25 protein-coding genes, 2 tRNA genes and 1 other RNA gene are annotated in these 25661 nt (G+C 64.9%); 13 read left to right on the forward strand and 15 right to left on the reverse strand.

Annotated elements, in window-relative coordinates:
• Positions 1–68: 68 nt before the first annotated feature.
• From ettA to AC5RTE_RS03025, 3 genes are all read right to left on the reverse strand, one after another.
• Positions 69–1751 carry an energy-dependent translational throttle protein EttA gene (gene ettA / locus AC5RTE_RS03015; RefSeq protein ID WP_494039910.1) on the reverse strand — a complete coding sequence of 561 codons (1683 nt, stop codon included), beginning with the start codon at positions 1749–1751 and terminating at the stop codon, positions 69–71.
• 52 nt (positions 1752–1803) lie between these two features.
• Positions 1804–2394, reverse strand: coding sequence for a DUF6993 domain-containing protein (locus AC5RTE_RS03020; protein WP_494039911.1), 591 nt, complete (start codon positions 2392–2394; stop codon positions 1804–1806).
• A gap of 124 nt (positions 2395–2518) precedes the next feature.
• A complete protein-coding gene (locus AC5RTE_RS03025; RefSeq protein WP_494039912.1) occupies positions 2519–3082 on the reverse strand; it encodes a single-stranded DNA-binding protein in 564 nt (187 codons plus the stop codon).
• Positions 3083–3294: 212 nt separating this feature from the next.
• On the opposite strand from AC5RTE_RS03025, the gene AC5RTE_RS03030 reads away from it, so the two are divergent.
• Positions 3295–3367, forward strand: a tRNA-Arg gene (locus AC5RTE_RS03030).
• Positions 3368–3469: 102 nt separating this feature from the next.
• Here the strand turns inward: AC5RTE_RS03030 and AC5RTE_RS03035 are convergent.
• On the reverse strand, positions 3470–4699 hold the full coding sequence (locus tag AC5RTE_RS03035; RefSeq protein WP_494039913.1) for an ROK family protein: 1230 nt from the start codon (positions 4697–4699) through the stop codon (positions 3470–3472).
• A gap of 136 nt (positions 4700–4835) precedes the next feature.
• Here AC5RTE_RS03035 and xylA point away from each other — a divergent pair, with 136 nt between their 5' ends.
• Together xylA and xylB are read left to right on the forward strand one after the other, a co-directional pair.
• Positions 4836–6023 carry a xylose isomerase gene (gene xylA / locus AC5RTE_RS03040; RefSeq protein ID WP_494039914.1) on the forward strand — a complete coding sequence of 396 codons (1188 nt, stop codon included), beginning with the start codon at positions 4836–4838 and terminating at the stop codon, positions 6021–6023.
• 2 nt (positions 6024–6025) lie between these two features.
• Entirely contained in the window at positions 6026–7444 is a 1419-nt protein-coding gene (xylB, locus tag AC5RTE_RS03045; protein WP_494039915.1) for a xylulokinase, read from the forward strand.
• A gap of 106 nt (positions 7445–7550) precedes the next feature.
• On the opposite strand, the gene AC5RTE_RS03050 is transcribed toward xylB, so the two are convergent.
• Genes AC5RTE_RS03050 through AC5RTE_RS03060 form a run of 3 tightly spaced genes read right to left on the reverse strand, consistent with a single transcriptional unit; the run spans position 7551 to position 10770 of the window.
• The gene (locus tag AC5RTE_RS03050; RefSeq protein ID WP_494039916.1) at positions 7551–8390 is read right to left on the reverse strand and encodes a sugar phosphate isomerase/epimerase family protein; all 840 of its coding nucleotides are present in this window, start codon (positions 8388–8390) and stop codon (positions 7551–7553) included.
• A complete protein-coding gene (locus AC5RTE_RS03055) occupies positions 8387–9601 on the reverse strand; it encodes a dihydrodipicolinate synthase family protein (protein ID WP_494039917.1) in 1215 nt (404 codons plus the stop codon). Before AC5RTE_RS03055 ends, AC5RTE_RS03050 begins: the two co-directional genes overlap by 4 nt.
• On the reverse strand, positions 9601–10770 hold the full coding sequence (locus AC5RTE_RS03060) for a Gfo/Idh/MocA family protein (protein WP_494039918.1): 1170 nt from the start codon (positions 10768–10770) through the stop codon (positions 9601–9603). Before AC5RTE_RS03060 ends, AC5RTE_RS03055 begins: the two co-directional genes overlap by 1 nt.
• Before the next feature lie 168 nt (positions 10771–10938).
• Between AC5RTE_RS03060 and AC5RTE_RS03065 the strand changes: the two genes are divergently transcribed.
• The 3 genes from AC5RTE_RS03065 to AC5RTE_RS03075 are packed head-to-tail and all read left to right on the forward strand — an operon-like array spanning position 10939 to position 13498.
• Positions 10939–12057, forward strand: a complete 1119-nt coding sequence (locus tag AC5RTE_RS03065) for a LacI family DNA-binding transcriptional regulator (RefSeq protein ID WP_494039919.1) — start codon at positions 10939–10941, stop codon at positions 12055–12057.
• Positions 12058–12059: 2 nt separating this feature from the next.
• Positions 12060–12806, forward strand: a complete 747-nt coding sequence (locus AC5RTE_RS03070) for an alpha/beta hydrolase (RefSeq protein WP_494039920.1) — start codon at positions 12060–12062, stop codon at positions 12804–12806.
• An 8-nt stretch (positions 12807–12814) separates the two neighbouring features.
• A complete protein-coding gene (locus tag AC5RTE_RS03075; protein ID WP_494040146.1) occupies positions 12815–13498 on the forward strand; it encodes a DNA alkylation repair protein in 684 nt (227 codons plus the stop codon).
• Here AC5RTE_RS03075 and mptB read toward each other — a convergent pair.
• Positions 13491–15047 carry a polyprenol phosphomannose-dependent alpha 1,6 mannosyltransferase MptB gene (gene mptB, locus AC5RTE_RS03080; RefSeq protein WP_494039921.1) on the reverse strand — a complete coding sequence of 519 codons (1557 nt, stop codon included), beginning with the start codon at positions 15045–15047 and terminating at the stop codon, positions 13491–13493. The genes AC5RTE_RS03075 and mptB overlap by 8 nt on opposite strands.
• A gap of 168 nt (positions 15048–15215) precedes the next feature.
• Here mptB and orn point away from each other — a divergent pair, with 168 nt between their 5' ends.
• The 3 genes from orn to def all read left to right on the forward strand — a co-directional run bounded on the left by orn (position 15216) and on the right by def (position 16725).
• Positions 15216–15845 carry an oligoribonuclease gene (gene orn / locus AC5RTE_RS03085; RefSeq protein WP_494039922.1) on the forward strand — a complete coding sequence of 210 codons (630 nt, stop codon included), beginning with the start codon at positions 15216–15218 and terminating at the stop codon, positions 15843–15845.
• A 129-nt stretch (positions 15846–15974) separates the two neighbouring features.
• Positions 15975–16047: transfer RNA gene (locus AC5RTE_RS03090), tRNA-His, on the forward strand.
• Between the two features lie 105 nt (positions 16048–16152).
• Positions 16153–16725, forward strand: coding sequence for a peptide deformylase (gene def, locus AC5RTE_RS03095; protein ID WP_494039923.1), 573 nt, complete (start codon positions 16153–16155; stop codon positions 16723–16725).
• 52 nt (positions 16726–16777) lie between these two features.
• Here the strand turns inward: def and AC5RTE_RS03100 are convergent, their stop codons facing one another.
• The 5 genes from AC5RTE_RS03100 to rnpB all read right to left on the reverse strand — a co-directional run bounded on the left by AC5RTE_RS03100 (position 16778) and on the right by rnpB (position 20690).
• Entirely contained in the window at positions 16778–17575 is a 798-nt protein-coding gene (locus AC5RTE_RS03100) for an HNH endonuclease family protein (protein ID WP_494039924.1), read from the reverse strand.
• A 111-nt stretch (positions 17576–17686) separates the two neighbouring features.
• Complete coding sequence (locus AC5RTE_RS03105) at positions 17687–17896, reverse strand: hypothetical protein (RefSeq protein ID WP_494039925.1); 210 nt, start codon at positions 17894–17896, stop codon at positions 17687–17689.
• A 74-nt stretch (positions 17897–17970) separates the two neighbouring features.
• A complete protein-coding gene (locus AC5RTE_RS03110) occupies positions 17971–19449 on the reverse strand; it encodes a glyceraldehyde-3-phosphate dehydrogenase (RefSeq protein ID WP_494039926.1) in 1479 nt (492 codons plus the stop codon).
• Between the two features lie 262 nt (positions 19450–19711).
• Positions 19712–20254, reverse strand: coding sequence for a TspO/MBR family protein (locus AC5RTE_RS03115; protein WP_494039927.1), 543 nt, complete (start codon positions 20252–20254; stop codon positions 19712–19714).
• A 44-nt stretch (positions 20255–20298) separates the two neighbouring features.
• An RNA gene (rnpB, locus tag AC5RTE_RS03120) (RNase P RNA component class A) lies at positions 20299–20690 on the reverse strand.
• 56 nt (positions 20691–20746) lie between these two features.
• On the opposite strand from rnpB, the gene AC5RTE_RS03125 reads away from it, so the two are divergent.
• A complete protein-coding gene (locus tag AC5RTE_RS03125; protein WP_494039928.1) occupies positions 20747–21511 on the forward strand; it encodes a YaaA family protein in 765 nt (254 codons plus the stop codon).
• A gap of 78 nt (positions 21512–21589) precedes the next feature.
• Here the strand turns inward: AC5RTE_RS03125 and AC5RTE_RS03130 are convergent, their stop codons facing one another.
• Positions 21590–22327 carry a zinc ribbon domain-containing protein gene (locus tag AC5RTE_RS03130; RefSeq protein ID WP_494039929.1) on the reverse strand — a complete coding sequence of 246 codons (738 nt, stop codon included), beginning with the start codon at positions 22325–22327 and terminating at the stop codon, positions 21590–21592.
• Positions 22328–22472: 145 nt separating this feature from the next.
• Positions 22473–23396, reverse strand: a complete 924-nt coding sequence (locus AC5RTE_RS03135) for a Nif3-like dinuclear metal center hexameric protein (protein WP_494039930.1) — start codon at positions 23394–23396, stop codon at positions 22473–22475.
• Positions 23397–23497: 101 nt separating this feature from the next.
• Here AC5RTE_RS03135 and msrA point away from each other — a divergent pair, with 101 nt between their 5' ends.
• The 3 genes from msrA to epsC all read left to right on the forward strand — a co-directional run bounded on the left by msrA (position 23498) and on the right by epsC (position 25646).
• Positions 23498–24022 (forward strand): peptide-methionine (S)-S-oxide reductase MsrA, encoded by a 525-nt coding sequence (msrA, locus tag AC5RTE_RS03140; RefSeq protein ID WP_494039931.1) that lies wholly within the window; start codon positions 23498–23500, stop codon positions 24020–24022.
• Positions 24023–24085: 63 nt separating this feature from the next.
• Positions 24086–25021, forward strand: coding sequence for a cysteine synthase A (gene cysK, locus AC5RTE_RS03145; RefSeq protein ID WP_494039932.1), 936 nt, complete (start codon positions 24086–24088; stop codon positions 25019–25021).
• 40 nt (positions 25022–25061) lie between these two features.
• The gene (gene epsC / locus AC5RTE_RS03150) at positions 25062–25646 is read left to right on the forward strand and encodes a serine O-acetyltransferase EpsC (RefSeq protein WP_307609633.1); all 585 of its coding nucleotides are present in this window, start codon (positions 25062–25064) and stop codon (positions 25644–25646) included.
• The last annotated feature ends 15 nt before the right edge of the window (positions 25647–25661 follow it).

The raw sequence follows: 25661 nt of genomic DNA on the forward strand, positions 1-25661 counted from the left end.
ACCCGTGGGTGCCGGCCTGTTTCTGCCTGTAGCCGGTAACGCTTTTGCGTTCCCGGCGCCGGAGACGGTCAGTCGCGGGTCAGGCGGCGGTGCGTCACGCGGTGCGGCTTAGCCGCATCCGGGCCAAGGCGCTCCACCTTGTTTTCCTCGTACGATTCGAAGTTGCCCTCGAACCAGTACCACTTGGACGGATTTTCCTCGTCACCTTCGTAGGCCAGGATGTGGGTTGCCACCCGGTCCAGGAACCAGCGGTCGTGCGAGACCACCACGGCGCAGCCGGGGAATTCCAGCAGGGCATTCTCCAGGCTGCTGAGGGTTTCGACGTCAAGGTCGTTGGTGGGCTCATCGAGAAGCAGCAGGTTTCCGCCCTGCTTGAGGGTCAGCGCAAGGTTCAGCCGGTTGCGCTCACCACCGGAGAGCACACCTGCCTTCTTCTGCTGGTCCGGGCCCTTGAAGCCGAAAGCGGCGACATAGGCGCGGGAGGGCATCTCCACATGGCCTACCTGGATGAAGTCCAGGCCATCCGATACGACTTCCCACAGGGTCTTGTTGGGGTCGATGCCGCCGCGGCTCTGGTCGGCGTAGGAGATCTTGACGGAGTCACCGATTTTCAGGTCGCCGCCGTCCAGCGGTTCCAGTCCCACGATGGTCTTGAACAGGGTGGTCTTGCCGACGCCGTTGGGGCCGATAACACCTACGATGCCGTTGCGGGGCAGGCTGAAGGTCAGCCCGTCGATCAGTGTCCGGTCCTCGAAACCCTTCTGCAGGTTCTTGGCCTCGAGCACCAGGCCGCCCAGGCGGGGTCCCGGCGGGATCTGAATTTCTTCGAAGTCCAGCTTGCGGGTGCGGTCTGCTTCTGCAGCCATCTCCTCGTAGCGGGCCAGACGGGCCTTGGACTTGGTCTGGCGGCCCTTGGCGTTGGAGCGCACCCACTCAAGTTCCTCGCTGAGGCGCTTGGCCTGCTTGGCATCCTTCTTGCCCTGGATTTCCAGGCGCGCACGCTTCTTCTCCAGGTACGTGGAGTAGTTGCCCTCGTACGGGTACAGGTGGCCGCGGTCCACTTCGGCGATCCATTCCGCTACGTGGTCCAGGAAGTAGCGGTCGTGGGTGACGGCCAGGACTGCGCCGGCGTAGGTGGAAAGGTGCTGTTCGAGCCACAGCACGCTCTCTGCGTCCAGGTGGTTGGTGGGCTCGTCCAGGAGCAGCAGGTCCGGCTTCTGCAGGAGCAGCTTGCACAGGGCAACACGGCGGCGCTCACCACCGGAAAGGTTGGTGACGTCGGCGTCGGCCGGAGGGCAACGGAGCGCGTCCATGGCCTGCTCCAGCTGGGAGTCCAGGTCCCAGGCGTCCGCGGCGTCAATGGCTTCCTGCAGGTGTCCCATTTCCTCGAGGAGGGTGTCGTAGTCAGCATCCGGGCTGGCCATTTCCTCCGAGATTTCGTTGAAGCGCTGGATCTTGCCGTAGATCTCACCGACACCTTCCTGGACGTTGCCCAGGACGGTTTTTTCTTCGTTCAGGGGTGGTTCCTGGAGGAGAATGCCTACGGTGTAGCCGGGGCTGAGCCGGGCCTCGCCATTCGAGGGAGTGTCCAGCCCTGCCATGATCTTGAGGATGGTGGACTTACCGGCACCGTTCGGGCCCACAACACCAATCTTGGCGCCGGGAAAGAAGGACATGCTTACGTCGTCCAGAATGAGTTTTTCGCCAACGGCTTTTCGGGCCTTGGTCATTGTGTAGATAAATTCCGCCATGGTTCCAAATCTAGTGGGTTGGCGGGCATATCTCACATTCGGTGCGCCCGGATCAGGAGCCTACAAAGCACTTGCCGCTGGCCAGCACCGGAAGAACGGTCACCGTGACCGCACCTTCCCGGACCTGCCCGATGACACAGTCCCGGCCCTGCAGCACCGAGGCTTCGATGGCGTCAGCCTCCAGGCCAGTGGGGGTCCGGCTCTGGGAAACCTGCAAAGAAGCAGGCGCGATGCCCGCTCCGGTCAGGGCGTCCGTGACCTGGGCGGTGGCCGGCTTCGGTGATCCCGCAGCCAGACGTTCAAGGGCATCCGTTACGGTTTTCCTGACCGTTTCGGTGGCGGCGGCGTCTGCGTCAGCTGCCCGCTGCCCTCCGGGTCTCTCTGCCGGTGGTTCAGTATCCGCTGTCCCGGGCGCGGCCGTGCCTGCGGCACTGCCGGCGGTGGTTGGCGCGGCGATCACTGGTTCAGTTGCCCCGGGTTGGAGGACCGACTGCCCCCCGCCCACGCATCCCGCCAGCACGGCAGCCAGCGCGGCTCCGGCGACTGCTGCCACCAGGGGACGCGCGGCGAGGAACGGAGCGAACGGAGCGGCCGATGATAAACCTGACATACGTTCTTGCCGGTGGTCAGGAGTGGTCCGCATGGTGTCATTCTGCCATGCGGTCGGTCCGGCGCTGGATGCGCGGCCTGGGCGGGCAAGGCGCGGCCGGGGGTGCCGCGGTCCTGCCCGCCCAGGAATTCAGGGGCGACGTTGATACAGGGAATGCCTAGACTCCGGATTCGGCCAGTTCCCCCGTCTCCAGATCCAGCGCAAGCAGCTCGCCGTTGCTGTCCTCGATGTAGGCTGCGGCCGGATCGCCGTCGCCGGGAAGCTCTTCTTCGTTGTCCTCCGGCTGGTCGAAAGGACCATCCGGGTTGCGGTGGGGATCGGCCTCGAACCCCGGTTCCTGTTCCACAAACGAGAGGAGTGGCTTGGTGGAGGACCGGGTGAAATTTGCCGTGCCCCAGGTGAGGTCGTGGCCCACGGCGTCAGCGTCAATGGTGTGTGAGTAGTAGACCCGGCCGTCCTTTTCCCAGCTCCGGATCTTCAGCTTCCCCACCACGATGACTGGCTGGCCTTTCCTGATGCTGCAGCCCATGCTTCCCGCCAGGTGCCGGTAGCCCTGAACGAGGAACCAGTTCGTGTGGCCGTCCGACCACGTGCCCGATTCCTTGTCATAGCGGCGGGAGTTGGATCCGATGCGGAAGGAGGCGGTGGCCACTCCCCCCGTTGTGGTGGAGCTCTTGATCTCGGTGGCAACGAAGCCCCGGATCGTTATGGTGTCGCTCATCTCTTCGTCCTGTCTTCTAGTGATGCCTCAGCAGGCAAAACCAGCATCGCGCCCGCGCCGGGCGCAGCGGGAGGCAGCACTTTGCCTATGTGCACAACCCGGCCCCTGGTGTGCCTGTGGAGGAAGAGTCCGCCGCTGCACTCAGTGACGGCACCTGCACTCTAGGCAATGTAAACTTTTTGAGGCGCCGGACTTCAGCTCCGGAGCCATTTGCCTCAGTAGCTCAGGGGATAGAGCAGCGGCCTTCTAATCCGCCGGTCGGGGGTTCGATTCCCTCCTGGGGCACTTCGAGAAGCGGCTTTGGCCTGCGGGATGCAGGCGAAAGCCGCTTCCTGTGTGTTCTGCCCGGGTCCGTAGTCAGCGGCGCACGCCAACGGTGGCGCGATGCTAGGACTGCAGCCGGTGCGGTGCCTCCAGGAGGGACCGCACCACACTGCCGGCGGCCCCCAGCAGGGCGCCATTCTCCCCGGCGGCAGCCGTGGTGATGTGCTCGGGCAGAAACTTCCCCGGCGCATACCGGCTGAGGCTGTCCAGCAGCGGCGGGCGCAGCCACCGCTCGAGGACGGCGAAGTGCCCACCGAGCACCACCGCCCTGATATCCACCACCCGCGATGCGGACGCAACGGCCACGCCCAAGGACTGCCCGGCTCTCCGGACGGCCAGCAGCGCGGCGGGTTCGCCGGCGGAGAGCGCTTTTGTCAGGGCAGACATGCTTTCGGACCTTGATTGCCGTTTGGCTGCTATGCCCGCCGCTGAAAAGATGGCGTCCTGCCCCGCTACAGTCTCCAGGCAGCCTGTCCCGCCGCAGGAGCAGGCGCTGCCGTCAGGGTCGACAACTATATGGCCCACCTCCCCCGCATGCCCTTCCGGACCGGTGAAGAGCTCAGACGTGATGACCAGCCCGCCGCCGACGCCCACTTCGCCGGAGATGAAGAGGAAGTCCTTCCTGCCACTGGCGCCGCGGGCCAACTCCGCAAGGGCAGCAGCATTAGCTTCATTGAAGAGCCTGACACCCAATGGCAGGCCGGGGAGCAAACCGGCAACGTCAAGCTTTGCGTCCCGCCAGCCCAGGTTAGGGGCAGTGATGACGGTGGAAGTCCCGTCGTCGACAAGTCCAGGAACCGCGAGTCCTCCGCCCAGGATTTCGACCCCCTTCGCCGAGGCCGCCTTCCGCACGCCGGCGGCCAACGCTGCCAGGGCAGTCATCACCGCCCCACTGGCACTGTCCCGGTTATCCAGTTCACGGATCTCCTGAACCACTTCGGCTCCGGTCAGATCCGTAACGCCCGCGGCAATGTAGTCAACGTTGATTTCCATGCCCATAACGCCCCGCGCCGGATTCATTTCCAGCCCCACGCCCGGCCGGCCCCGTTCCCCCTGGGGGTTCAGGCCTAATTCCCGCAGGATTCCGGCGTCGAGGAGGTCCAGGACAATGCTTGATACTGACGCCTTGGTCAGCCCGGTGGCGGCGGCAATCTGGGCCCGGGTGAGGTGGGACGCCGTGGAGGACGCGGCCACCGTGCTGAGGACCAGGGCAAGGTTGCTCCTGCGTACGTCTCCCATGCTGCCCGGGGCTGCGGCATTGGACGGTGCGGGCGCTGTGGCCGTGTTCGCCATGCCGTTCTCCCTCATCGATGCGGGACCGTTGTCGGGTTCCCAATTAGCTATTGACCCTAGCGTACCGATGCTTATATAGTTCAGGCAATAAACTAACTGGCCGGACAATCGGCGCAACCAAGTGCAAGGACGCATCATGACTCTTTCCCCTACCCCTGCTGATAAGTTCACTTTTGGTCTGTGGACTGTGGGCTGGACCGGCGCTGACCCGTTTGGTGTGGCTACCCGTGCGGCGCTGGATCCGGTGGAGGCGGTGCACCGGCTCGCTGAGCTGGGCGCGTATGGCATCACGTTCCACGACAATGACCTGGTTCCCTTTGAGGCCACGGCCTCGGAGCGGGAGCTGATCCTGAAGAACTTCAAGGCGGCGCTGGCCGAGACCGGTTTGAAGGTCCCGATGGTGACCACGAACCTGTTCAGCCACCCGGTGTTCAAGGACGGCGGGTTCACCTCCAATGACCGTTCCATCCGACGCTTTGCCCTGTCCAAGGTCTTGCGGAACATCGATTCGGCCGCGGAGTTCGGCGCCGAAACGTTCGTGATGTGGGGCGGGCGTGAAGGCAGCGAATACGACGGGTCCAAGGACCTCGCCGCGGCCCTGGACCGGATGCGCGAGGGTGTGGACACCGCCGCGGCCTACATCAAGGACAAGGGCTACAACCTGCGCATCGCCCTGGAGCCCAAGCCCAACGAACCCCGCGGCGATATCTTCCTGCCCACCGTCGGCCACGGCCTGGCGTTCATCGCCGAGCTCGAACACGGCGACATCGTGGGCCTGAACCCCGAAACCGGGCACGAGCAGATGGCCGGGCTGAACTTCACCCACGGCATCGCCCAGGCCCTCTGGGCGGGCAAGCTGTTCCACATCGACCTCAACGGCCAGCGCGGGATCAAGTACGACCAGGACCTCGTCTTCGGCCACGGTGACCTTACCAGCGCGTTCTTCACCGTTGACCTGCTCGAGAACGGCTTCCCGGGCGGCGGGCCCCGCTACGAAGGCCCGCGCCACTTCGACTACAAGCCCTCCCGCACCGATGGCTACGACGGCGTCTGGGAATCAGCCAAAGCCAACATGAACATGTACCTGCTCCTGAAAGAACGCGCCCTCGCGTTCCGCGCCGATCCCCAGGTCCAGGAAGCACTCACCGCCTCGGGCGTGTTCGAACTCGGCGAACCCACCCTCGCCGCCGGCGAAACCGGCACCGACCTGCTGGCCGACACCACCGCCTTCGAGGACTTCAACGCCGACACCGCAGCCGAACGCTCCTTCGCGTTCGTACGCCTCAACCAACTCGCCATCGAACACCTCCTGGGCGCCCACTGACCATGGCACTTGTAGCAGGTATCGACAGCTCCACCCAGTCCTGCAAAGTGGTGGTTCGTGACGCCGAAACCGGGGCGTTGATCCGACAAGGCAGGGCCAGCCACCCGCAGGGCACTGAAGTCCACCCCGACCACTGGTGGGCTGCCCTGCAGGAAGCGATAGAGCAGGCAGGCGGCCTCGACGACGTGGCAGCAGTATCGGTCGGCGGCCAGCAGCACGGAATGGTGTGCCTCGACAGTGACGGCCGGGTCATCCGGCCGGCGCTGCTGTGGAACGACACCCGCAGCGCCGGCGCCGCGCGGGAACTGATTATCAAAGCGGGCGACGGCGATGTCGCGGCAGGAGCCCGCTACTGGGCCGGTGCCACAGGCACTGTCCCGGTGGCCTCGCTCACGGTTACGAAGCTGCATTGGCTGGCTGCCAACGAGCCGGAGAACGCAGCGAAGGTTGCCGCAGTGTGCCTGCCGCACGACTGGCTGACCTGGCGGCTCCTGGGCTACGGCGAAGGCAGCGGCCCCGGAAGCCTCGAGGCGCTGACCACTGACCGTTCGGACGCTTCCGGCACCGGCTACTATTCGACGGCGGCCGGGACGTACCTGCCGGAGGTCCTGGAGTCATCGCTCGGACACGTGCCGCTGCTTCCGGATGTATTGGGGCCGCTAGACACCGCCGGCAAGACGCCCGGCGGGGTTGTCGTGGCTCCAGGGGCCGGAGACAACGCGGCAGCGGCACTCGGTGCAGGCGCGGCCGTAGGTGATGTGGTGATGTCGCTGGGCACCTCCGGAACGGTGTTCGCCGTGTCCGGTACCCCTGCCGCCGATCCGTCCGGATTGGTGGCAGGCTTCGCCGATGCCGCCGGGAATTACCTCCCACTGGTCTGCACGCTCAATGCCACCCGGGTCTTTGATGCCACCGCGGCTCTGCTCGGTGTCACCATTGTGGAGTTCAACGAACTTGCGCTGTCCGCCGAACCGGGCGCCGGCGGCCTGACCCTCGTGCCTTACTTCGACGGCGAGCGCACGCCGAACCTGCCCGATGCCACCGGCTCGCTCCACGGCATCACCCGCGGCAACTACACGCCTGCGAACCTGGCGCGTGCCGCCGTCGAGGGCGTTGTGTGCTCGCTGGCAGACGGATTGGCGGCACTCCAGGAACAGGGAGTCGAGGCGGGACGGGTCATCCTGGTGGGCGGCGGTGCGCAGTCCAGCGCGGTCCAGCAGGCGGCAGCACAGCTGCTGGGCATCAGTGTCACCGTGCCGCGTCCCGGCGAGTATGTGGCCGACGGTGCAGCACGCCAGGCAGCAGCGGCACTCACTGGACGTTTTCCGCAGTGGGCGCTCGACGCCGTCGACCTCCCGGCCGGGCAGGACGACGACGGGGTGCTGGCCCGTTACCGCAGGTTTGCGGGGATGTACGCCTAAGCGTCCTCCAGACAGAAAGGACCCGGACCGCTGAGCGGTCCGGGTCCTTCCATGTGGGGCGCAGGCTCCTGCCGTGACGTAGCAGAAGCCCGCGGTCTGGATCAGGTCAGGCGTACGGGAGGATGAGCTCCGCGTATCGCTCCTTGACCGTGGCCAGGACGGTATCGCCGTCCGTGTCCCAGATCTCCTGATTGAAGATTTCCACCTCGATGTCACCGGTGTACCCGGCATCGCGCACCCAGGTGCCGATGGTGGCGAAGTCCACCACGCCGTCGCCCATGTAGCCGCGGGACAGCAGCGGGTCGGCGGCGATGGGCATGTTGAAGTCACACACCTGGTAGGAGGCAATGCGGTTTTCCCGGCCGGCGCGTTCAATCTGCGTTTTCAGCTCGGGATCCCACCAGACGTGGAACGTATCGACGGCGACACCCACCGTGGCGGCCTCGAAAGGCGCCGCGAGGTCCAGTGCCTGCCCCAGGGTCGAAATCAGGGCACGGTCCGCGGCATACATCGGGTGCAGCGGTTCCAGGACCAGCCGGACGCCGTTTTCCGCGGCGAACGGAACGAGGTCCGCAAGCCGGTCAGCAACGCGTTGCCTTGCCGCCACCACGTCCTTCTCCCCCGGCGCCAGCCCGCCAACAACGAGGAAGAGTTCCCTGGTGCCCAGGGCCACCGCTTCCAGGATGGCAGCGCGGTTGTCAGCCAGGGCAGCGGCCTGCCCCTCGGCGTCGGCTGCGGTGAGGAAGCCACCGCGGCACAGGGAGGAGACCCGGAGGCCGGCATCCTTGATCAGGCGCGCCGCCTTGTCCAGGCCGGCTTCCTCCACGCGGTCCCGCCAGGGCCCGATCGACGGAATGCCAGCTTTGACGCAGCCCTCCACCACCTGTGCGAGGGTCCACTTTTTAGTGGTGGCGGTGTTGATGGCAAGGCGTGAGAAGTCGCTCAAACTCCCACCCCGTTGATGCGCAGGTAGTCGGACATCCGGAAGGCAGCCAGGGCGGGGTCCCGCAGCAGGCCGGCCTGGTCCGCCAGTTCGAAGGTCCTGGCAAGGTGGCACACCGAGCGGCCGGAGTGCAGGCCGCCCACCATTTGGAAGCCCTGCTGCTTGCCGTTGAGCCAGGACATAAACGCGATGCCGGTCTTGTAGTAGAACGTGGGGGCACTGAAGATGTGCTTGCCCAGTTCGCGGGTGGAGTCCAGGATTTCGCGTGCCTTGACGGCGTTGCCGGCGTCATAGTTCTGCAGGGCCACCGATGCTGCCGGGTAGATCGCGGCGAAGATGCCCAGCAGGGCGTCGGAGTGGTGGGTGCCGTCGCCGTCGATCAGTTCCGGGTAGTTGAAGTCGTCCCCGGTGTAGAGGCGGACGCCGTCGGGCAGTGCTGCTCGAAGGGCCACCTCGTGGCTGGCATCCAGCAAGGAGACCTTGACGCCGTCCACCTTGGCTGCGTTGTCCTTGATCAGTCCCAGGAAGGTCTCAGTGGCAGCCGCTACGTCATCCGAACCCCAGTAGCCGGCGAGGGCGGGATCGAACATGGTGCCGAGCCAGTGCAGGATCACCGGCTGGTCCACTTCCTGCAGCAGTGTGGAGTACACCTTCAGGTAGTCATCGGGGCCGCTGGCCACCTTGGCCAGGGCCCGGGAGGCCATGATGATGACCTTGGGTCCGGCCTCTGAGATCACGGCAATCTGCTCGCGGTACGCCTCGAGGACCGCTTTGAGTCCGGCTTCTCCGGCAGGAAGGGCACCGATGTCCAGCTGGTCAGTGCCCGCCCCGCAGGACACGAGGTCCCGGACGGACTTGCCGGCAGTGGCCGCATTGCCGGCGGACACTACCGAGGCAGCCTCCACACCGGTGCGCTTGATGAGCTGCTGGGTGGCGGCCCAGTCCAGGCCCATGCCGCGCTGGGCGGTATCCATGGCATCGGCAACGCCCAGGCCGTAGGACCACAGCTCATGGCGGTAACCCATGGTTGCTTCCCAGTCCAGCCGGGCCGGAGCCCCGGGAGTGTTCTCTGCCAGGACCTCGGGAATGACATGGGCTGCCGCATAGGCGCGGCGTGCTGTCAGCGGGGCGGCGGGACGGGCCCAGGATTCAGCGCCCCGGAGCCGGTACTCCCTGGTTCCGCCGTCGGAGGAGGGAAGGATAAGAGAGGTCATTAGAGCGTGATCTCCGGGATGTCGATGGTGCGGCGTTCGTCATTGGACTGCAGGCCGAGTTCGGCGAGCTGGACGCCGCGGGCAGCGGACAGCAGGCCGAAGCGGTGCTCGCGGCCGGCAACAACGTCGCGGAGGAACTCTTCCCACTGCAGCTTGAAGCCGTTGTCCAACTCAGCGTTGGCGGGGACTTCCTGCCACTGGTCGCGGAAGGACTCGGTGACGGGCAGGTCCGGGTTCCAGACCGGCTTGGGGGTGTGGGCCCGCTGCTGGGCAACGCACTTGTTCAGGCCTGCGACGGCAGAACCGTGCGTGCCGTCAATCTGGAATTCCACCAGCTCGTCGCGGTAGACGCGGACTGCCCAGGAGGAGTTGATCTGGCCGACAACCTGATCGCCGGCGGGGGTTTCGAGTTCGAAGATGCCGTAGGAAGCGTCGTCGGCGGTGGCCTTGTACTCTTTGCCCGCTTCGTCCCAGCGTGCAGGGATATGGGTGGCGGTCTTGGCGTTGACGCTCTTGACCTTGCCGATGATGCCTTCAAGGACGTAGTTCCAGTGGCAGAACATGTCCGTGGTCATGCCGCCGCCGTCTTCCTTGCGGTAGTTCCAGGACGGGCGCTGCGCGGCCTGGACGTCGCCTTCAAACACCCAGTAGCCGAATTCACCGCGGATGGAGAGGATGCGGCCAAAGAAGCCTTCATCCACCAGGCGGCGGAGCTTGACCAGGCCGGGCAGGTAGAGCTTGTCGTGGACGACGCCCGCGGTGACGCCGGACTCCTTGCCTATGCGGGCCAGTTCGATGGCTTCCTCAAGGGTTTCAGCCGTGGGCTTTTCGGTGAAGATGTGCTTGCCGGCGAGCATGGCTTTTTTGAGGGTCGCTGCGCGGAGGCTGGTCATTGAGGCGTCAAAGACGATATCAACGGTGGGATCGTTGATCACTGCGTCAAGGTCGGTGCTCCATTCGGAGATTTTGTGCTTTTCGGCCAGTTCCCGGATCTTCGCTTCGTTGCGGCCCACCAGGATGGGCTCGACCTGAACTCTGGTGCCATCCTCCAGTGTGAAGCCGCCGGCGTCACGGATGGGGAGGATGGAGCGCAGCAGGTGCTGGCGGTACCCCATCCGGCCGGTGATGCCGTTCATGGCGATGCGGATCGTTTTTGTCTCGAAGCCCATGTGTCCTCCACGGTGAGTGAGCAGTTCTACTCAAGCTGGTTTGGGAAAGCGCATTCCCGCTAACTCAATAATGCACGCGCATTGAAGTGTTGGCAAGCGCTTTCCAATGTAGGTTCAAACTGCCATAATGTCCTTACGCTTTTCGACCCGAGTCATCCAGGAGACACCGTGGCTGCAAGTACCCTTACTGAGGTGGCGCGGCTTGCCGGTGTTTCGCCTGCCACAGCCTCCCGTGTCCTGAACGGGTCCGCCCGCAAACCCGGCCAGGACATCGCGGACAGGGTACGCCATGCCGCCGAGTCGCTGGGCTACATTCCCAACGCCCAGGCCCAAGGCCTTGCCAAATCCAGTTCAGGGCTTATCGGCCTGATCGTCCACGACATCGCAGACCCCTACTTTTCCGCCATTGCCAGGGGTGTACAGGAAGCGGCACGGGAACAGCGCAAAATGGTCCTGCTGGCCACCACCGGCGGAGCGCCGGCGGAGGAAAAGGAAGCAGTCGCTGCGTTCGCCGCCCGCCGGGCCGATTCAATAGTGATTGCCGGTTCCCGCTCTGCCCAGCCGGAAGACCGGGAAGGCAACGCTGAACTCGCCGCAGAGCTGGACAGGTACTGCCGCAACGGCGGCCGGGTAGGGGTAGTTGGCCATCCCGTGGTGGGTGCGAGGGCACCCGAGGGCTACTACGTGGTGGCCGTGCCGAACCAGGAGCTTGCCGCAGCGCTGGCGGGCGAACTCGCGTCGGCCTGGGAGAGTGACTTTGTGATCATCGGCGGGCCCGAGGGGCTTTTCACTTCCGACGACCGGATCCGCGGTTTCCAGGAGGGCCTGGCCGCCGCCGGACGTGAACCTGCTGACATTGTGCGTACTACCTTCAATCGTGCAGGCGGCTACGAGGCCGGGCTTAAGCTTGCCGGTCTGATCAAAGCAGGACGCGCGGACACGGGCGAGGGGCGCGGGAGTACCAAGCTGTGCATTTTCGCCGTCAACGACGTCATGGCGATCGGCGCCGCGGCCGCATTGCGTTCAGAGGGGTTCCGTGTCCCCCGCGATGCCATCATTGCCGGGTTTGACGACATCGAAACGCTCCGCGACTTCCGCCCGGCACTTTCCACTGTCAGCCTGCCGCTCGAAGAGATCGGCCGCCTTGCCACCCGTGCAACTGCTCCGGGTGCCGCGGCCGGGGAAGGGCCGGACGGCACCGATACGCAAAAAGGAGCCGACGGCGTCGAGCCGCGCCCCATCACCGGCGAAGTGACCCTGCGGCGCAGCACCGAGACGGCTGCCTGACCGTGACGCTGCATCTCACCGCTGTCCCTTCGCGCACCCCCGGGCCCGGCGACCGGCCCGCCATCCTGGTACTTCCCGGCGGCGGCTACGCCCGGCAGGCTGACCACGAAGCGGAACCTGTCGCGGAGTGGCTGGCCGGGCTGGGCATTCATGCCTTTGTCCTGCGGTACCGGGTTGCCCCGGACCGGCACCCTGCGCCGCTTGAGGATGCCAAGCAGGCAATGCTTCATATCCGCAGCGGCGCACATGGCCTCGCCGTGGACCACGGACGCGTGGGGGTGCTCGGGTTCTCCGCAGGCGGGCACCTTGCAGCCACGCTCTCCACGGCAGTGGCAACCGGCAGTGCGGACCTCGACGTCCCGCAGGCAGTCCCCAACCTCACCGTGCTGTGCTACCCGGTGGTGTCCTACACCCGGGAGGTGCACCAGGGTTCAGTGGACAACCTGCTGGGCGAAGCGCCGCCGTCGGACATCCTGGCGGAACTCTCAGCCGAGCAGCGGGTCACCGCCGGAACTCCGCCGGCGTTCCTTTGGCACACGGCCGACGACGACGCCGTACCGGTCAGCCACAGCCTCGGCTATGCGGGCGCGCTGCTCAGCGCCGGCGTGCCGGCCGAGCTGCACGTCTTTCCCACGGGGCGGCACGGGCTGGGCCTTGCCGACGGCGAGCCCGGGCCCGATCAGTGGAGCCCGCTGTGTGCGGCCTGGCTGGATCGAGAGGGTTGGGTGGAACCACCCAACGCCAACTGATCGACACCATGGTGAACCGGGAAGCGCTCGATGCGATCCGCGCCGGGCTCCGTGGACTGGCTGACCCGGTGCGTGCCGCCGGGGCGCAGGGCTACATGAAGTCCGCCATGCCGTTTTTAGGCGTCCGTGTACCGGAAGTGCGCCGCCTGGTGACGGCAGTGGTTGCGCGGTTTCCGTTTGACACCGCAGAACAGCAGCGGGCCAGCGTGCTGGAACTGTGGGGCTCCGCGGAGTACCGCGAGGAGCGGTACGCGGCCATCGACCTGACTGCCGGCAAGCTCGCAGCAGCCGACTTGGGCATGCTCCCGGTTTATGAACTGATCATCCGCCAGGGTGCCTGGTGGGACTTCGCCGACGGCGTTGCCGGCCGTATCTGCTCCCTGCTGCAGGCGCACCCGGCAGAGCTGTCAGCAGTGATTCTGCGCTGGAGCAGAGACCCGGATTTGTGGGTGAGGCGGGCTTCCATTACTGCACAGCTCAGGGCCAAAGGAAACACGGATACAGAGCTCCTGCGCCGCGTGATTGAGGCGAACCTCACCGACCCCGAGTTTTTCATCAGGAAAGCGATCGGCTGGTCCCTGCGGGAGTACGCAAAAACTGCGCCTGACTGGGTTGCCGCCTTTGTGGCCGCGCACGAGGAGCGGATGAGTCCACTGTCACGCCGGGAGGCCATGAAGAACCTCGCTAGATGACTGGCCGTTCAACCACCGGTTCCGGACTTTTCCGGAAGAGGCTGCGGGTCCGCGGATCCCAGAAGATCAGGTACAGGCCGAACAGGAGTCCGGTCACGGCAGCGGCTACGCGCGCCAGCGCCAGGGCCAGACCAAGGTCAGCGGTTTGAAGGTACGGGAAAACCTCCAGCTGATCCGAGATGGCGTAGATCATAAAGAACGAAACCACAAAGTAGAGTGCCTTGACCTGCCAGTCGTTCCGGATCCCGGTTACGGCAAACAGCGGAATGAGCCACACCACATACCAGGACTGGATCATGGGTGCCAGCAGGACAATCGCCGCGAACGCCAGTGTGAGCCGGCGGATCAGCCGGTCGTAATCGCCCCTGAGGATCAGCCACGCGGCGATCCCCACCGCCAGCAGCTTACCGGCGTCGAACACCCAGTCCGCCAGGAGCCATCCGTCCAGCCCGAAGGAGTTTCCCAGCGAGGCGACCACCATTCCGATCAGCCCGACGGGTGCGTACCAGATGTAGATGCTGCCCGGTGCCGAGAGTCCGTTGATCCAGCCGAAGCCAAAGCCGTTGACCAGGCTCATCAGAACCAGGAGCCCCAGGCTCAGGGCTGCCGTCAGTCCCCAGTACGAGAACCTGCGCAGCCAGCCGGCGTTCCTGCCGGCCCACAGCAGTCCGATGAAAGGCAGGAAGACAATGGTGATGGGTTTAACGGCGATCGAGAGTGTCACGAGGACGATCCCGCGGACCACGCGGCGGGTCGCTGAGTAGTAAAGGCCGGCCAGCGCCAACCCGATCATCAGGGCGTCGTTGTGGACGCTGGCGATGAAGTTGGTCAGGAAGAGGGGGTTGGCCACCGTGAGCCACAGCGCCCGGCTGGGGTTGACCCCGTGCAGTTCCGCAAGTTTGGGCACATAGATCACGCAGAGGACTATTCCGGCCAGCGCCACCAGCCGGAACAGCATCACGCTGGCTTCAGGCTGGACGTTGGTGACCCACACGACGAACTGTTCGATCCACAGGAACAACTGTCCGTAAGGGACAGGGGCCTCGGTCCACATCTTGTCCGCGCCCAGCTGAAAGTAGTTGGACAGCGCCGAGATGCCGTTCTCGTATGGGTTGAAACCCTCCACCATCAGGCGGCCCTGGCCGATGTATGCGTAGACGTCGCGGCTGAACAGCGGCACGCAGAACATCATAGGCAACCCCCAGGCAACCACGGCCTGCAGCGTCGCCCTGCGGGCGTCTTCTCCCCAGACGCGCACGCGCTGGCCCAACCGGAGCCAGGCGCGGACAAGGAGCATCCCGCCTACGGCCAGCAGAATGATGGACAGGGCAACACCCGCTGCTTCTGTGCGCATCCAGATGAACAGCGCCATCCGCCGGAGTTCCGAGACAGGGGCCAGCCAGCCCACACCCAGGGACCCGATCAGCATGAACATCGAGCCCGCGAACCCTGCCAGGAGCGGCGAGCGGGGATTGTCGACGCCGGCTACAACCACCGCAGCAGCGTCCCCGGCCGCCAGTTCCCCGGCTGCAGGCACAGGCGCCGTCATCTCAGGATCGTCCAATCTCTTGGGTCTGCGCTCTTGGTTCTGCGCGCTTCTGCACCGCGGGCCCAGTGGCCGGCCAATGCGGGTTACAACGGCGGCAACCAGTCCCGCCGCGTACCCGAAATCCTAGCACCGGCAGGTGGCCCGGACGTGTAACGGTAGGCTGGTCCGGTGCCTATATCTAACGAACGAATCGTCTGGATCGACTGCGAAATGACCGGCCTGGACATCAAGAATGACGCCTTGATCGAGGTGGCTGCACTGGTCACGGACTCCGAACTGAACATCCTCGGCGACGGGGTGGACGTAGTGATCAAACCGGACGATGCCGCGCTGGCCCAGATGAACGACTTCGTCCGTGACATGCACACCAAGTCGGGGCTGCTCAAGGAGCTGCCCCATGGAACCACCATGGCCGAAGCCGAGGCAGCGGTGATGGAGTACATCGAAAAGTGGGTACCGGATCCGCGCAAGGCACCCTTGGGAGGCAACTCGGTAGGCACCGACAGGGTGTTCCTCTCGCGGGACATGCCCTCAGTGGTGGAGCACCTGCACTACCGCGTGATTGACGTCAGCACCATCAAGGAGCTCTCCCGCCGCTGGTTCGCCAGGGCCTACTTCCAGTCGCCGGCAAAGAAGGGCGGCCACCGCGCACTCGGGGACATCAAGGATTCCATCGACGAACTTCGCTACTACCGTGAAGCCGTGTTTGTGCCGGCGCCCGGCCCGGACAGCGCCACAGCCCAGCAGATCGCAAAGCGCATTACCGCGGCCGGCAATGCACAGCAGCCGGAAGAGTAATCTGCGCCACGTTTGCAGGAAATTTTCCTGAAACGGGCGAAAGTGGACAAACCATCCCCGCGGAGCAGGTAAGCTATTTGAGTTGCCTTTCCAGAGAGCCGGTCCGCCGGTAATTCTGCAGGGCACATGGTGGGCTTAGCTCAGTTGGCAGAGCGCCTGGTTGTGGTCCAGGAGGTCGCGGGTTCAACCCCCGTAGCTCACCCTCACAGGATGGTACTTATGGCCGTCCAGCAAGGAGGCCGTACCGGATATCCGGTGCGGCCTCCTTTCTTTTCTTTTGCATTAGATACCGCCGAAGGACCGGAAAATGACTGTTCTGCCCATCACCATTTGGGGAGAGCCCGTGCTGCACCGCAGGGCAACCGAGGTGGAAGTGTTCGACGACGAATTGCGGGCCCTGATCGCCGACATGTTCGAAACGAACGACGCAGCCAACGGCGTGGGCCTGGCAGCCCCGCAGGTGGGCGTGGGCAAGCGGATCTTTGTCTACAAGTACGCCAATGACGACGGCGCTCCCCCCACGGGGGTCCTGGTCAACCCGGTCCTCACCCTGTCGAAAATTTCCGGGGCTGTCCCCGACCCCGACGAGGAAGAGGAAGGCTGCCTGTCGTTCCCCAGCGGGCAGTACCCGCTCAAGCGTGCCGAGTGGGCCCGGGTGGAAGGCTTTGACGGCTTTGGGCAGCCGGTGAAGTTCGAGGCGACGGGCTGGTTCGCCCGTGTCCTGCAGCATGAGTACGACCACCTCGACGGCAAGCTCTACGTCAACCGGCTGATGGACCGATACGCCCGCAAAGCCATGAAGCAGGCCAAAAAGAATGGCTGGGGCGTTCCCGGGCTGACCTGGATGCCGGGAGTGGACCCGGATCCCTTCGGCCATTAGGCCCGACGGGGCCGCGCCTTAACTGCCTACGTGCGCGGGAAGCGGGCAGGGATCAGTTGGCTGAGATGGTCTGCTGGTCCGGGCAGGACCCCAGCACGCGCTTCATGGCCTCTTTTTCCGGCTCCGTCACCCACAGGCCATAGGCTGCCTTGACGGAAACCTGCCGCGCCACGTAATGGCAGCGGATGGATTTGTTTTTGGGGAGCCAGGTAGCGGCATCTCCGGCGCCCTTCTGGCCGTTGACCGGCCCGTCCGCGGCAATGAGGTTCAGCGGATCGTTGGCGAGGCTTTGACGCTCCCCCGCACTTAGGCCCTGGGCGCCCTTTTGCCACGCGTCCGCCAACGGAACCACGTGGTCTATCTGAACCGCGCGGCTGCTTTCGGAGCCACGGCGGAATTCCACGAACTGCCCGAGATAGGGCTCATGGAGGGAGCCGGCTGCCACCCGGCACTTTGATCCTTTCATAAAGACCACCGCCGTCAGGTCGCGGCGAAGTATGTCGTTGCGTGTATCGCAGCCGTTGCGGTCCACGTCCTGCCATGCCTGGCCGAACGCCTCGCGGTCGTAGTTGTCCTTGGCGGCGCGGCCCTTCACGGCAAGCCCTTCCAGTGCGGACAGTGCCGTCCCGGGTGGCACCGGATGCACCGGGACAACGGGTTTCATCCAGGCAGGGTCAAAAACGGGGGCCTCTGTGGGCCCGGACGCCGTGGGCTCCGCCACGGCAAACTGGCCGGCGGTGAAGAACCAGAACAGGGCTCCAAGAGCCGAGACGGCAGCAAGTGCCAGGACTCCCCACGCCTGCCGGGAACGCCGGCGGGACCGTCGATAGGCGGACCAGCTCACGGTCATCGGGTTTCTGCCCTTCGGGTGTTCTCACGCACCAGAAGAGCCTAGGACACGTGCCGTCCCTCCCCGCAGATATCCACACTGTGGAGGGCGAGTGAAAGGTCACACCGGGAGCTATTGCTCCCGCATCACCCGCCGGAGGTCCTCCTCCGCGATGGCCAGGAGTCCTTCAAGCTGCCGCACCCGGTCCTCGCCGACGTCGCCCGCCTGGTAGGCGGCGCGGGCGCGTTCAAGCAGCCGGACAGCCTCTTTGTGGTTGGCTTTTGCCACATCCAGGGCGTGTTCCAGGGTGGTCTCGTGCTGGAGTGTCGAGTCTTTATCCATGGCACAAGTGTGGTCCCGTTTCCCGGCTGTTTCCAGAGGAACCAGCCGGGAAATCAGGACACCGCCGCGGTTGATCAGACGGAGATGGCAGCCAGGGCTGCGGCGGATTCTTTGGCGGGGAAGGACGGCGGGTTCACACCGGCCATTTCCTCCATCACGCGGACCACCTGGCAGCTGTAGCCGAACTCGTTGTCGTACCAGACGTAGAGCACCAGGTTTTTTTCGTTGGAGATGGTGGCCAGGCCGTCCACGATGCCCGCGCGGCGGGACCCAACGAAGTCGGTGGAGACCACTTCAGGTGAGTCAATGTAGTCGATCTGCTTGCGCAGGTCCGAGTGCAGGGACATCTCCCGCAGGTAGTCGTTGACCTCGTCCTTGGTGGTCCCGTTTTCCAGGCTCAGGTTCAGGATTGCCAGGGAAACGTCGGGGGTGGGGACGCGGATGGAGCTGCCGGTCAGCTTGCCCAGCAGCTCGGGCAGGGCCTTGGCGACGGCCTTCGCGGCACCGGTTTCGGTGATCACCATGTTCAGCGCTGCCGAGCGGCCCCGGCGGTCGCCCTTGTGGAAGTTATCGATCAGGTTCTGGTCGTTGGTGAAGGAGTGAACGGTCTCGACGTGGCCGTGGATAACGCCGAACTTGTCGTTGATGGCCTTCAGGACCGGGGTGATGGCGTTGGTGGTGCAGGAGGCCGCGGACACGATCTGGTCCGTGTCCTCGATGGTGCGGTGGTTGATGCCGTGGACGATGTTCTTCAGTTCGCCCTTGCCTGGGGCGGTCAGCAGCACCCGCGCCACACCCTTGCTCTGCAGGTGCTGGGACAGGCCTTCAGCGTCGCGCCAGCGGCCGGTGTTGTCCACCACCAGGGCGTTGTTGATGCCGTAGGCCGTGTAGTCGATGGTGGCGGGGTTGTCCGAGTAGATGACCTGCACCTGGACGCCGTTGGCCGTGATGGTGTTGGCTGTCTCGTCGATCCGGATGGTGCCTTCGAAGGACCCGTGCACCGAGTCGCGGCGCAGCAGGCTGGCACGCTTGGAAAGGTCGTTGTCGGAGCCCCGGCGTACCACGATGGCGCGCAGCCGCAGGCCGTGGCCGCCGCCGGCCTTTTCGATCAGGAGGCGGGCCAGGAGCCGGCCGATGCGGCCGAAGCCGTACAGGACGACGTCGGTGCTGGTGCGGTCGTCGCCGCCGCGCTTGCCCACCACGTCAGCCAGTTCGGCGCGAAGGAATTCCTCCAGCGTGGCGTCGCCGCCCTCTTCCTTGAACTTCTGGTTCAGCCGGGCGATGTCGATCGCTGCGGCACCGAGTTCCAGCCCGGCGAGGATGTTCAGGAGCGGGGCGGTTTCCTCCAGCCGCAGTTCGTCCTTGCTCATCCGGCGCGCAAAGCGGTGCGCCTTGAGGATGTTCATGGTGGACTTGTTGATCAGGCTCCGGCCATGGATGCTGGTCACCACGTTATTTTCGCGGTACAGCCGGCCGATCACCGGAATCATGGCCTCGGCGAGGGCCTCCCGGCCCATCCACGTATCAAGACAAGAATCTGACGTCTGGCTCACAGAAATACCTTCCTCGGTTCAGCCGCGTACGTCCTCGTACACGAATGTCGGCCACCTGATGATGTCCAGGGGCACTGGCACCTGCGGGATTTGGCCCCAGGCGCCTGGTTGTGTGCAAAAGAAAACCGCCGGATGCGAACGCAACTCCGGCGGAAGAACTCCTGCGTCCGTTATCCATTCTAAATTGGTGCACTCCCCTGCCGGTGCATGGGCTGCGTGAAATCACTCACACAGCAGGCTGCTGTGGATTCACCGGCATGGCTCAGTTGTGGATGGCGGAGTAGAGGTTGAGGCTGGCGGAAAACACCACCCACGAAAAGTAGGGCAGTACCAGCAGCCCGGCCCAGGTATGGACTGGCCCGAACTGCAGGATCAGCAGCGTTAATACGAGAGCCAGGGCGCAGATGACCGCGAGGGCGAGCCAGAGTGCAGCGGCGCCAAGCAGAGGGTAAAGCCCAAAAAACAGGTACGGCCACGCCAGGTTCAGCAGCAACTGCAGGGCGTAGGTCCTTCCGGCTCGGCCCGACAGGGCTCCCCGGCGCCAAACCAGCCACGCCGCGGCCGCACTGAAGGCATAGAGGGCGAACCACACAGTCCGGAACATCCACCCGGCCGGCATCCACGGTGCTTTGACCGAGGCAGCAAACCAGCCGTTGGAGTTGAGGATGATCGGGACGGAGGCCAGCATGCACACGGCATAGGAAAGGCCCAGGAAACCAACAAGGGCAGCCGCTTGCCTGCCCGGGGAAGGCAACCGACGCGCGGCGTCTCCCGGGGCGGGTTCTCCATCAGTAACAGCGGGCACGGTTCAGCATCCCCAACGCAGCGTCCTAGGTCAAACAAGTGTGATGGATGGGTTGACCGATACGCCGGGTTCTGTGCTCCCGCTCCGTTGCCGGCGCGGGAGTAGCGGCCATCCATCTACGAACGCCGTTGCCGGCGCCCTCCAGCGGCCTACCCGGACACTCGGGCGGGCAGCCCTCAAACGTGTCCTGTCTGGCCTTGCTCCGGGTGGGGTTTACCTAGCCTTCCCGGTCACCCGGGAAGCTGGTGGTCTCTTACACCACCGTTTCACCCTTACCTGCTTCGTGCCGCTTTCAAACCGGCGCGACCCAGGCGGTCTGTTCTCTGTGGCACTGGCCTGCGGGTTACCCCGAGTGGGCGTTACCCACCACCCTGCCCTGCGGAGCCCGGACGTTCCTCGAGCCACTTGCGTGACGCGCGGCCGCCTGGTCAACCCATCCGCTACCAGTCTACCGGCGCCGTGCAGCTTTCCCTCCGCCGGTAGGATCGGACGGTGCTGATTCTGCTTCCCCCCTCTGAAGGCAAGACACCCGCGGTCCGCGGATCCGCCGTCGACTGGCCTTCGCTGAGCTTCCCGCAGCTGAACTCCTACCGGGCCAAAGTGCTGGACGCGCTGGGTACAATGAGCGCGCATGAGGACGCCCTCTCGCTGCTGGGGGTCGGGGCATCGCTGAAGGACGACGTCGACCGGAACACCCGCCTCCACGCTGAACCTGCGGCTCCAGCCCACCAGATCTATTCGGGGGTGCTTTACGACGCCCTGGGCTACAAAAGCCTCACCGTCAGCCAGCGCCGCAAGGCGGACGGGTCGGTACTCGTTATCTCGGCACTGTGGGGGGCCATACGCTTCGGCGACAGCGTGCCCGCCTACCGGCTGTCAATGGGAACTGCGCTGCCCGACGTCGGCCGCCTCGCCTCTTTCTGGAAACCCCAGCTCGCCGACGCCCTGGCGGAAGCCGCTTCCGGGCAGCTGCTGGTGGACTGCCGGTCGAGCACCTACGCGGCAGCGTGGACACCGCCGGCCGCCCAAACCGTCACTGTCAATGTATACACCGAGGTCAAGGGGGTCCGGAAGGTGGTCAGCCACTTCGCCAAGCACACCCGCGGTGAACTTGCCCGGCACCTCCTGACCCGGCGGGGCAAGGCGCCGGAGACGCCGGCCCAACTGCTCAAGGCGACCTGCGAAAAGTGGGAAGCCGAGCTCGTGGCCGGTTCAGCACGGAAGGCACACGCGTTGAACATCATCCTGCCGGGCTAACTTACCCGCCTCCCCCAGCCTGGCAGCCGTAGGCGTCGTTCCCAGGCCTTAGAGGTCGCTTGACGCTGTTTGAGAGGGTCAGGCCCACTCTTCCGAGCGGACAAGGATGGCGCCGGAGTCGGGGCAGAACACGATGTCGTCGGCGGCAGCTGCCTTGATTTCGGCGAGGTCGCCGGGACTCAGTTTCATTCCCGAGGCCTCGGACGTGCCGTGAAACAGCCGGGCGGCGCCCACCCCGCGCTTGGCCAGGGTCTTCTCGTACACAGCCAGCATCCCGGCGTCGAGCGCGGCGGCGAACTCGGCGCGTTGGGCGCGGAGTCCGCCGGCCTCCGCCTCTACCTCTGCCAGCGCTGCGTCAAGCTCGGCCCGGATGCTGCCGAACGATCCCTGGATGTCGTCCACAATCCCCTGCTGTTTTGCCTGCCGGGCCCGGAGGGAATCAAGACGTTCCAGAACTTCAAGCTCCACGTCCTCAAGGTCCGAGCGCCGCTTGTTCAGGGAGGCGATGTCCTTCTGCAGAGCGACCAGGTCCTTCGACAGACCCGTTCCGCTGTTAAGCCTGGCCTCATCCTTTTCGATGCGGGTGGTCACCTGCTCCACATCCGCCTCGGCGCGTTTCAGTTCGGCCTCGGCATCGTGCACGGCCACCTTTGCGGAACCCAGCTCCCCGTTGGCCACGGACAAAGCGGCCTCGAGGTCCTTGATGCGGGGATCGTTCTCAAGGGAGCGGCGGCGGTTGGCAAGAGACCTCAGCCGGGCGTCCAGCGCCTGCAGCTCAAGCAACTTCAACTGTTCCGCCGGTGCTGCCTTCGCCACTGTTACCTCCGCTTGATCCCTTCCGGCCGGGGCCGGGCACCTGAACGGCGCTTCCTAGACTCTAGCGCCTGGCCTGCTCCCCTGCCTCGCTGCGCCCGCTGCGTTCCCCTGCCGGTGTGGGCCCGGCCGGTGGACTCACACGGGCTTAGCCCGGAGTCAGGATGAAGTCCCATGGATCGCTGTTGGTGGTACTGACCTTGATTTCGACGTCATGGCCCTGGTCAGCCAGGACGTTGCCCAGTGCTGCCGCAGCTGCCGGCAGCCACAGCCATTCGCTGGCGAAGTGCGAGACATCCACCAGGTAGGGCCGGCCGTTCAGCGCCGCTTCCCGTGCTTCGGACGCTGGATGGTGGCGCAGGTCAGCAGTGACATAGACGTCGGCATTGCTGGCACGCACCTCATTGAACAGCGAATCCCCTGAACCGCCGCAGACGGCAATCCGGCGCACCAGCCCGTCCTTGTCACCGGAGACCCGCACTCCCCCGGCCACGGAGGGCAGGATCCCGAAGACACGTGCTGCGAAGTCCCCCAGGGTCATGGCATCGGCCAGGTCACCGACCCGTCCGATTCCCTCTTCGGGAAGGCCGTTGGCAGCCACCGTCAGCGGGGCGGCGTCCTGCAGGCCCAGGGCGTCGGCCAGCACGTCGGACACTCCCCCGACGGCGGAATCCCCGTTTGTATGAACGGTCAACAAGGCGGTGCCCGACTCGATCAGCCGGTGGACCGCCCGGCCCTTCGGTGTGGTCGCAGCAACCGTCGTGACGCCTTTCAGGAGCAGCGGATGATGCGTGATCAGGAGTTCGGCTCCCCACTGCACTGCTTCCTCGATGACCTCAAGGGTGGGATCCACGGCAAACATCACCCGGGTGACCGGAGCGGAAGGGTGCCCCGCCACCAGCCCGACTTCGTCCCAGTTCTCGGCCAGGGACTCGGGCCACAGTTCCTCGACTGCCAGCAGCAGTTCTCCAAGGGTGGGAACCTCGGGCTGGCCCGCCGCTGCCTCCTCACCGGCAGGGGCGCCGCCGTCGTGATTCTCCTGGCCGGTAACGTCAGTGTCCACAGGTTCCATAGTCTTAGTTTTACCCCATCATGCCGCCGGGACCCCACGTTTGAAGCGGCGCCGTAAACCGGCCGGGGAATCATCCTGCGCCGCGAACCATTGAAGAGATCATGAAAACTTTTGTTTTGGGCGGAGGCTGCTTCTGGTGCCTCGACGCCGTCTACCAGAAGACCAAGGGTGTCACCTCAGTGGTGTCGGGCTACACCGGGGGCCACGATCCCCACCCTGACTACTACTCGGTCTGCAGCGGCACCACCGGGCATGCCGAGGTGGTGGCAGTGACCTTCGACGAGGACGTAATACCGGCAGAGGTCATCCTGGACATGTTCTTCGCCCTGCACGATCCCACAACCCTCAACCGTCAGGGGTACGACGTCGGCACGCAGTACCGCTCGTCCATGTTCTACGAGACCACCGAAGAGAAGATCCTTTTTGAGGAAGCGATCGACCGGAACCAGGCCCTGTGGGCGAATCCGATCGTCACCGAAGTCAGCCGGCTCCCCCGCTTTTCTGTTGCCGAGGAATTCCACCAGAACTACTACGCCAAGCATCCCGAACAGGGGTACTGCCAGGTGATCATCAACCCCAAGCTCGCCAAGGCCAGGAAATATTACTCTGCATGGCTTAACGCTTAGCGGGCGTTACGCGGCGTCGTTAGGCTGACCTCAGTATCCACCCTCAGAGATAGGCGTATTTTCATGGCACGGATCTATGACGATGTAACACAGCTGGTCGGCGGCACGCCGCTGGTCAAGCTCAACCGGCTCAGCGAGGGCCTGGATGCCACCGTCGCCGTCAAGCTTGAGTTCTACAATCCGGCCAACAGCGTCAAGGACCGCATCGGTGTGGCCATCGTGGATGCAGCAGAGAAGTCCGGCGCGCTGAAGCCCGGCGGAACCATCGTTGAGGGCACCTCCGGCAACACCGGCATCGCCCTGGCCATGGTGGGCGCCGCCCGCGGCTACAAGGTCATCCTGACCATGCCGGAGACCATGTCCACGGAGCGCCGCGTGATGCTGCGTGCTTTTGGTGCCGAAATCGTCCTGACTCCGGGCTCCGAAGGGATGCGCGGCGCAGTTGAGAAGGCCCAGGAAATTGTGGCCAACACCGAGAACTCCATTTGGGCCAAGCAGTTCGCCAACGAGGCCAACCCGGAAGTCCACCGCAACACCACGGCCGAGGAAATCTGGGCTGACACCGACGGTGCCGTGGACATCTTTGTCGCAGGTGTGGGCACCGGCGGAACCGTAACCGGCGTCGGACAGGTTTTGAAGGAACGCAAGCCCGGCGTCCAGATCGTGGCTGTGGAACCCAAGGACTCCGCAATCCTCAACGGCGGCACCCCCGGCCCGCACAAGATCCAGGGCATCGGCGCAAACTTCGTCCCCGAAATCCTGGACACCAACGTGTACGACGAAGTTTTGGACGCCACCCTTGAAGACTCTGTCCGCGTTGCCCGCGAACTCGGTGTCAAGGAAGGCATCCTGGGCGGCATTTCCTCCGGTGCCATTGTGTGGGGCGCCCTGGAACTGGCGAAGCGCCCGGAGAACGCAGGCAAGCTGATTGTTGCTGTTGTTTGCGACTTCGGCGAGCGTTACATCTCCACCGTGCTCTATGACGACATCCGCGGCTGAATAGAACCGCCCTCCGCCCGTTTCCTGTAGAAAGAACTTCGTGGGCTTTTTTGCAAGACTGAAGGAAGACCTCGACGCCGCCCGGTCCCACGACCCGGCGGCTCGAGGTTCTTTTGAGAACTTTTTCGCCTATTCCGGCCTTCACGCCATCTGGATCCACCGCCTGACGCACCGCATGTGGCAGAACCCTGCCCTGCGGTTCCCGGCACGGCTGCTCTCCCAGCTGGGCCGGTCCTGGACCGGCATAGAGATCCATCCGGGTGCCACGATCGGCCGCAGGTTCTTTATCGACCACGGCATGGGTGTGGTCATCGGTGAGACCGCCGAAATTGGCGAGGATGTGATGATTTATCACGGTGTCACGCTCGGCGGCCGCTCACTGGCAAGGATCAAGCGGCATCCCACTATTGGCGACCGCGTCACGATCGGTGCGGGCGCCAAGATCCTCGGCCCGATCACCATCGGCCGTGACAGCGCTGTGGGCGCCAACGCGGTGGTGGTCAAGGACGCGCCGCCGGAGTCAATCGTCACCGGTGTTCCCGCCAAGTGGCGCCACCGGGACGCCCAACGCGAGACCAAGCCCGCAGTCGATCCGGCTGAGTACGACATCGAATACCGGATCTGATTCCCCGATTTCCGC

The sequence above is a fragment of the Arthrobacter sp. K41 genome, assembly GCF_059089645.1.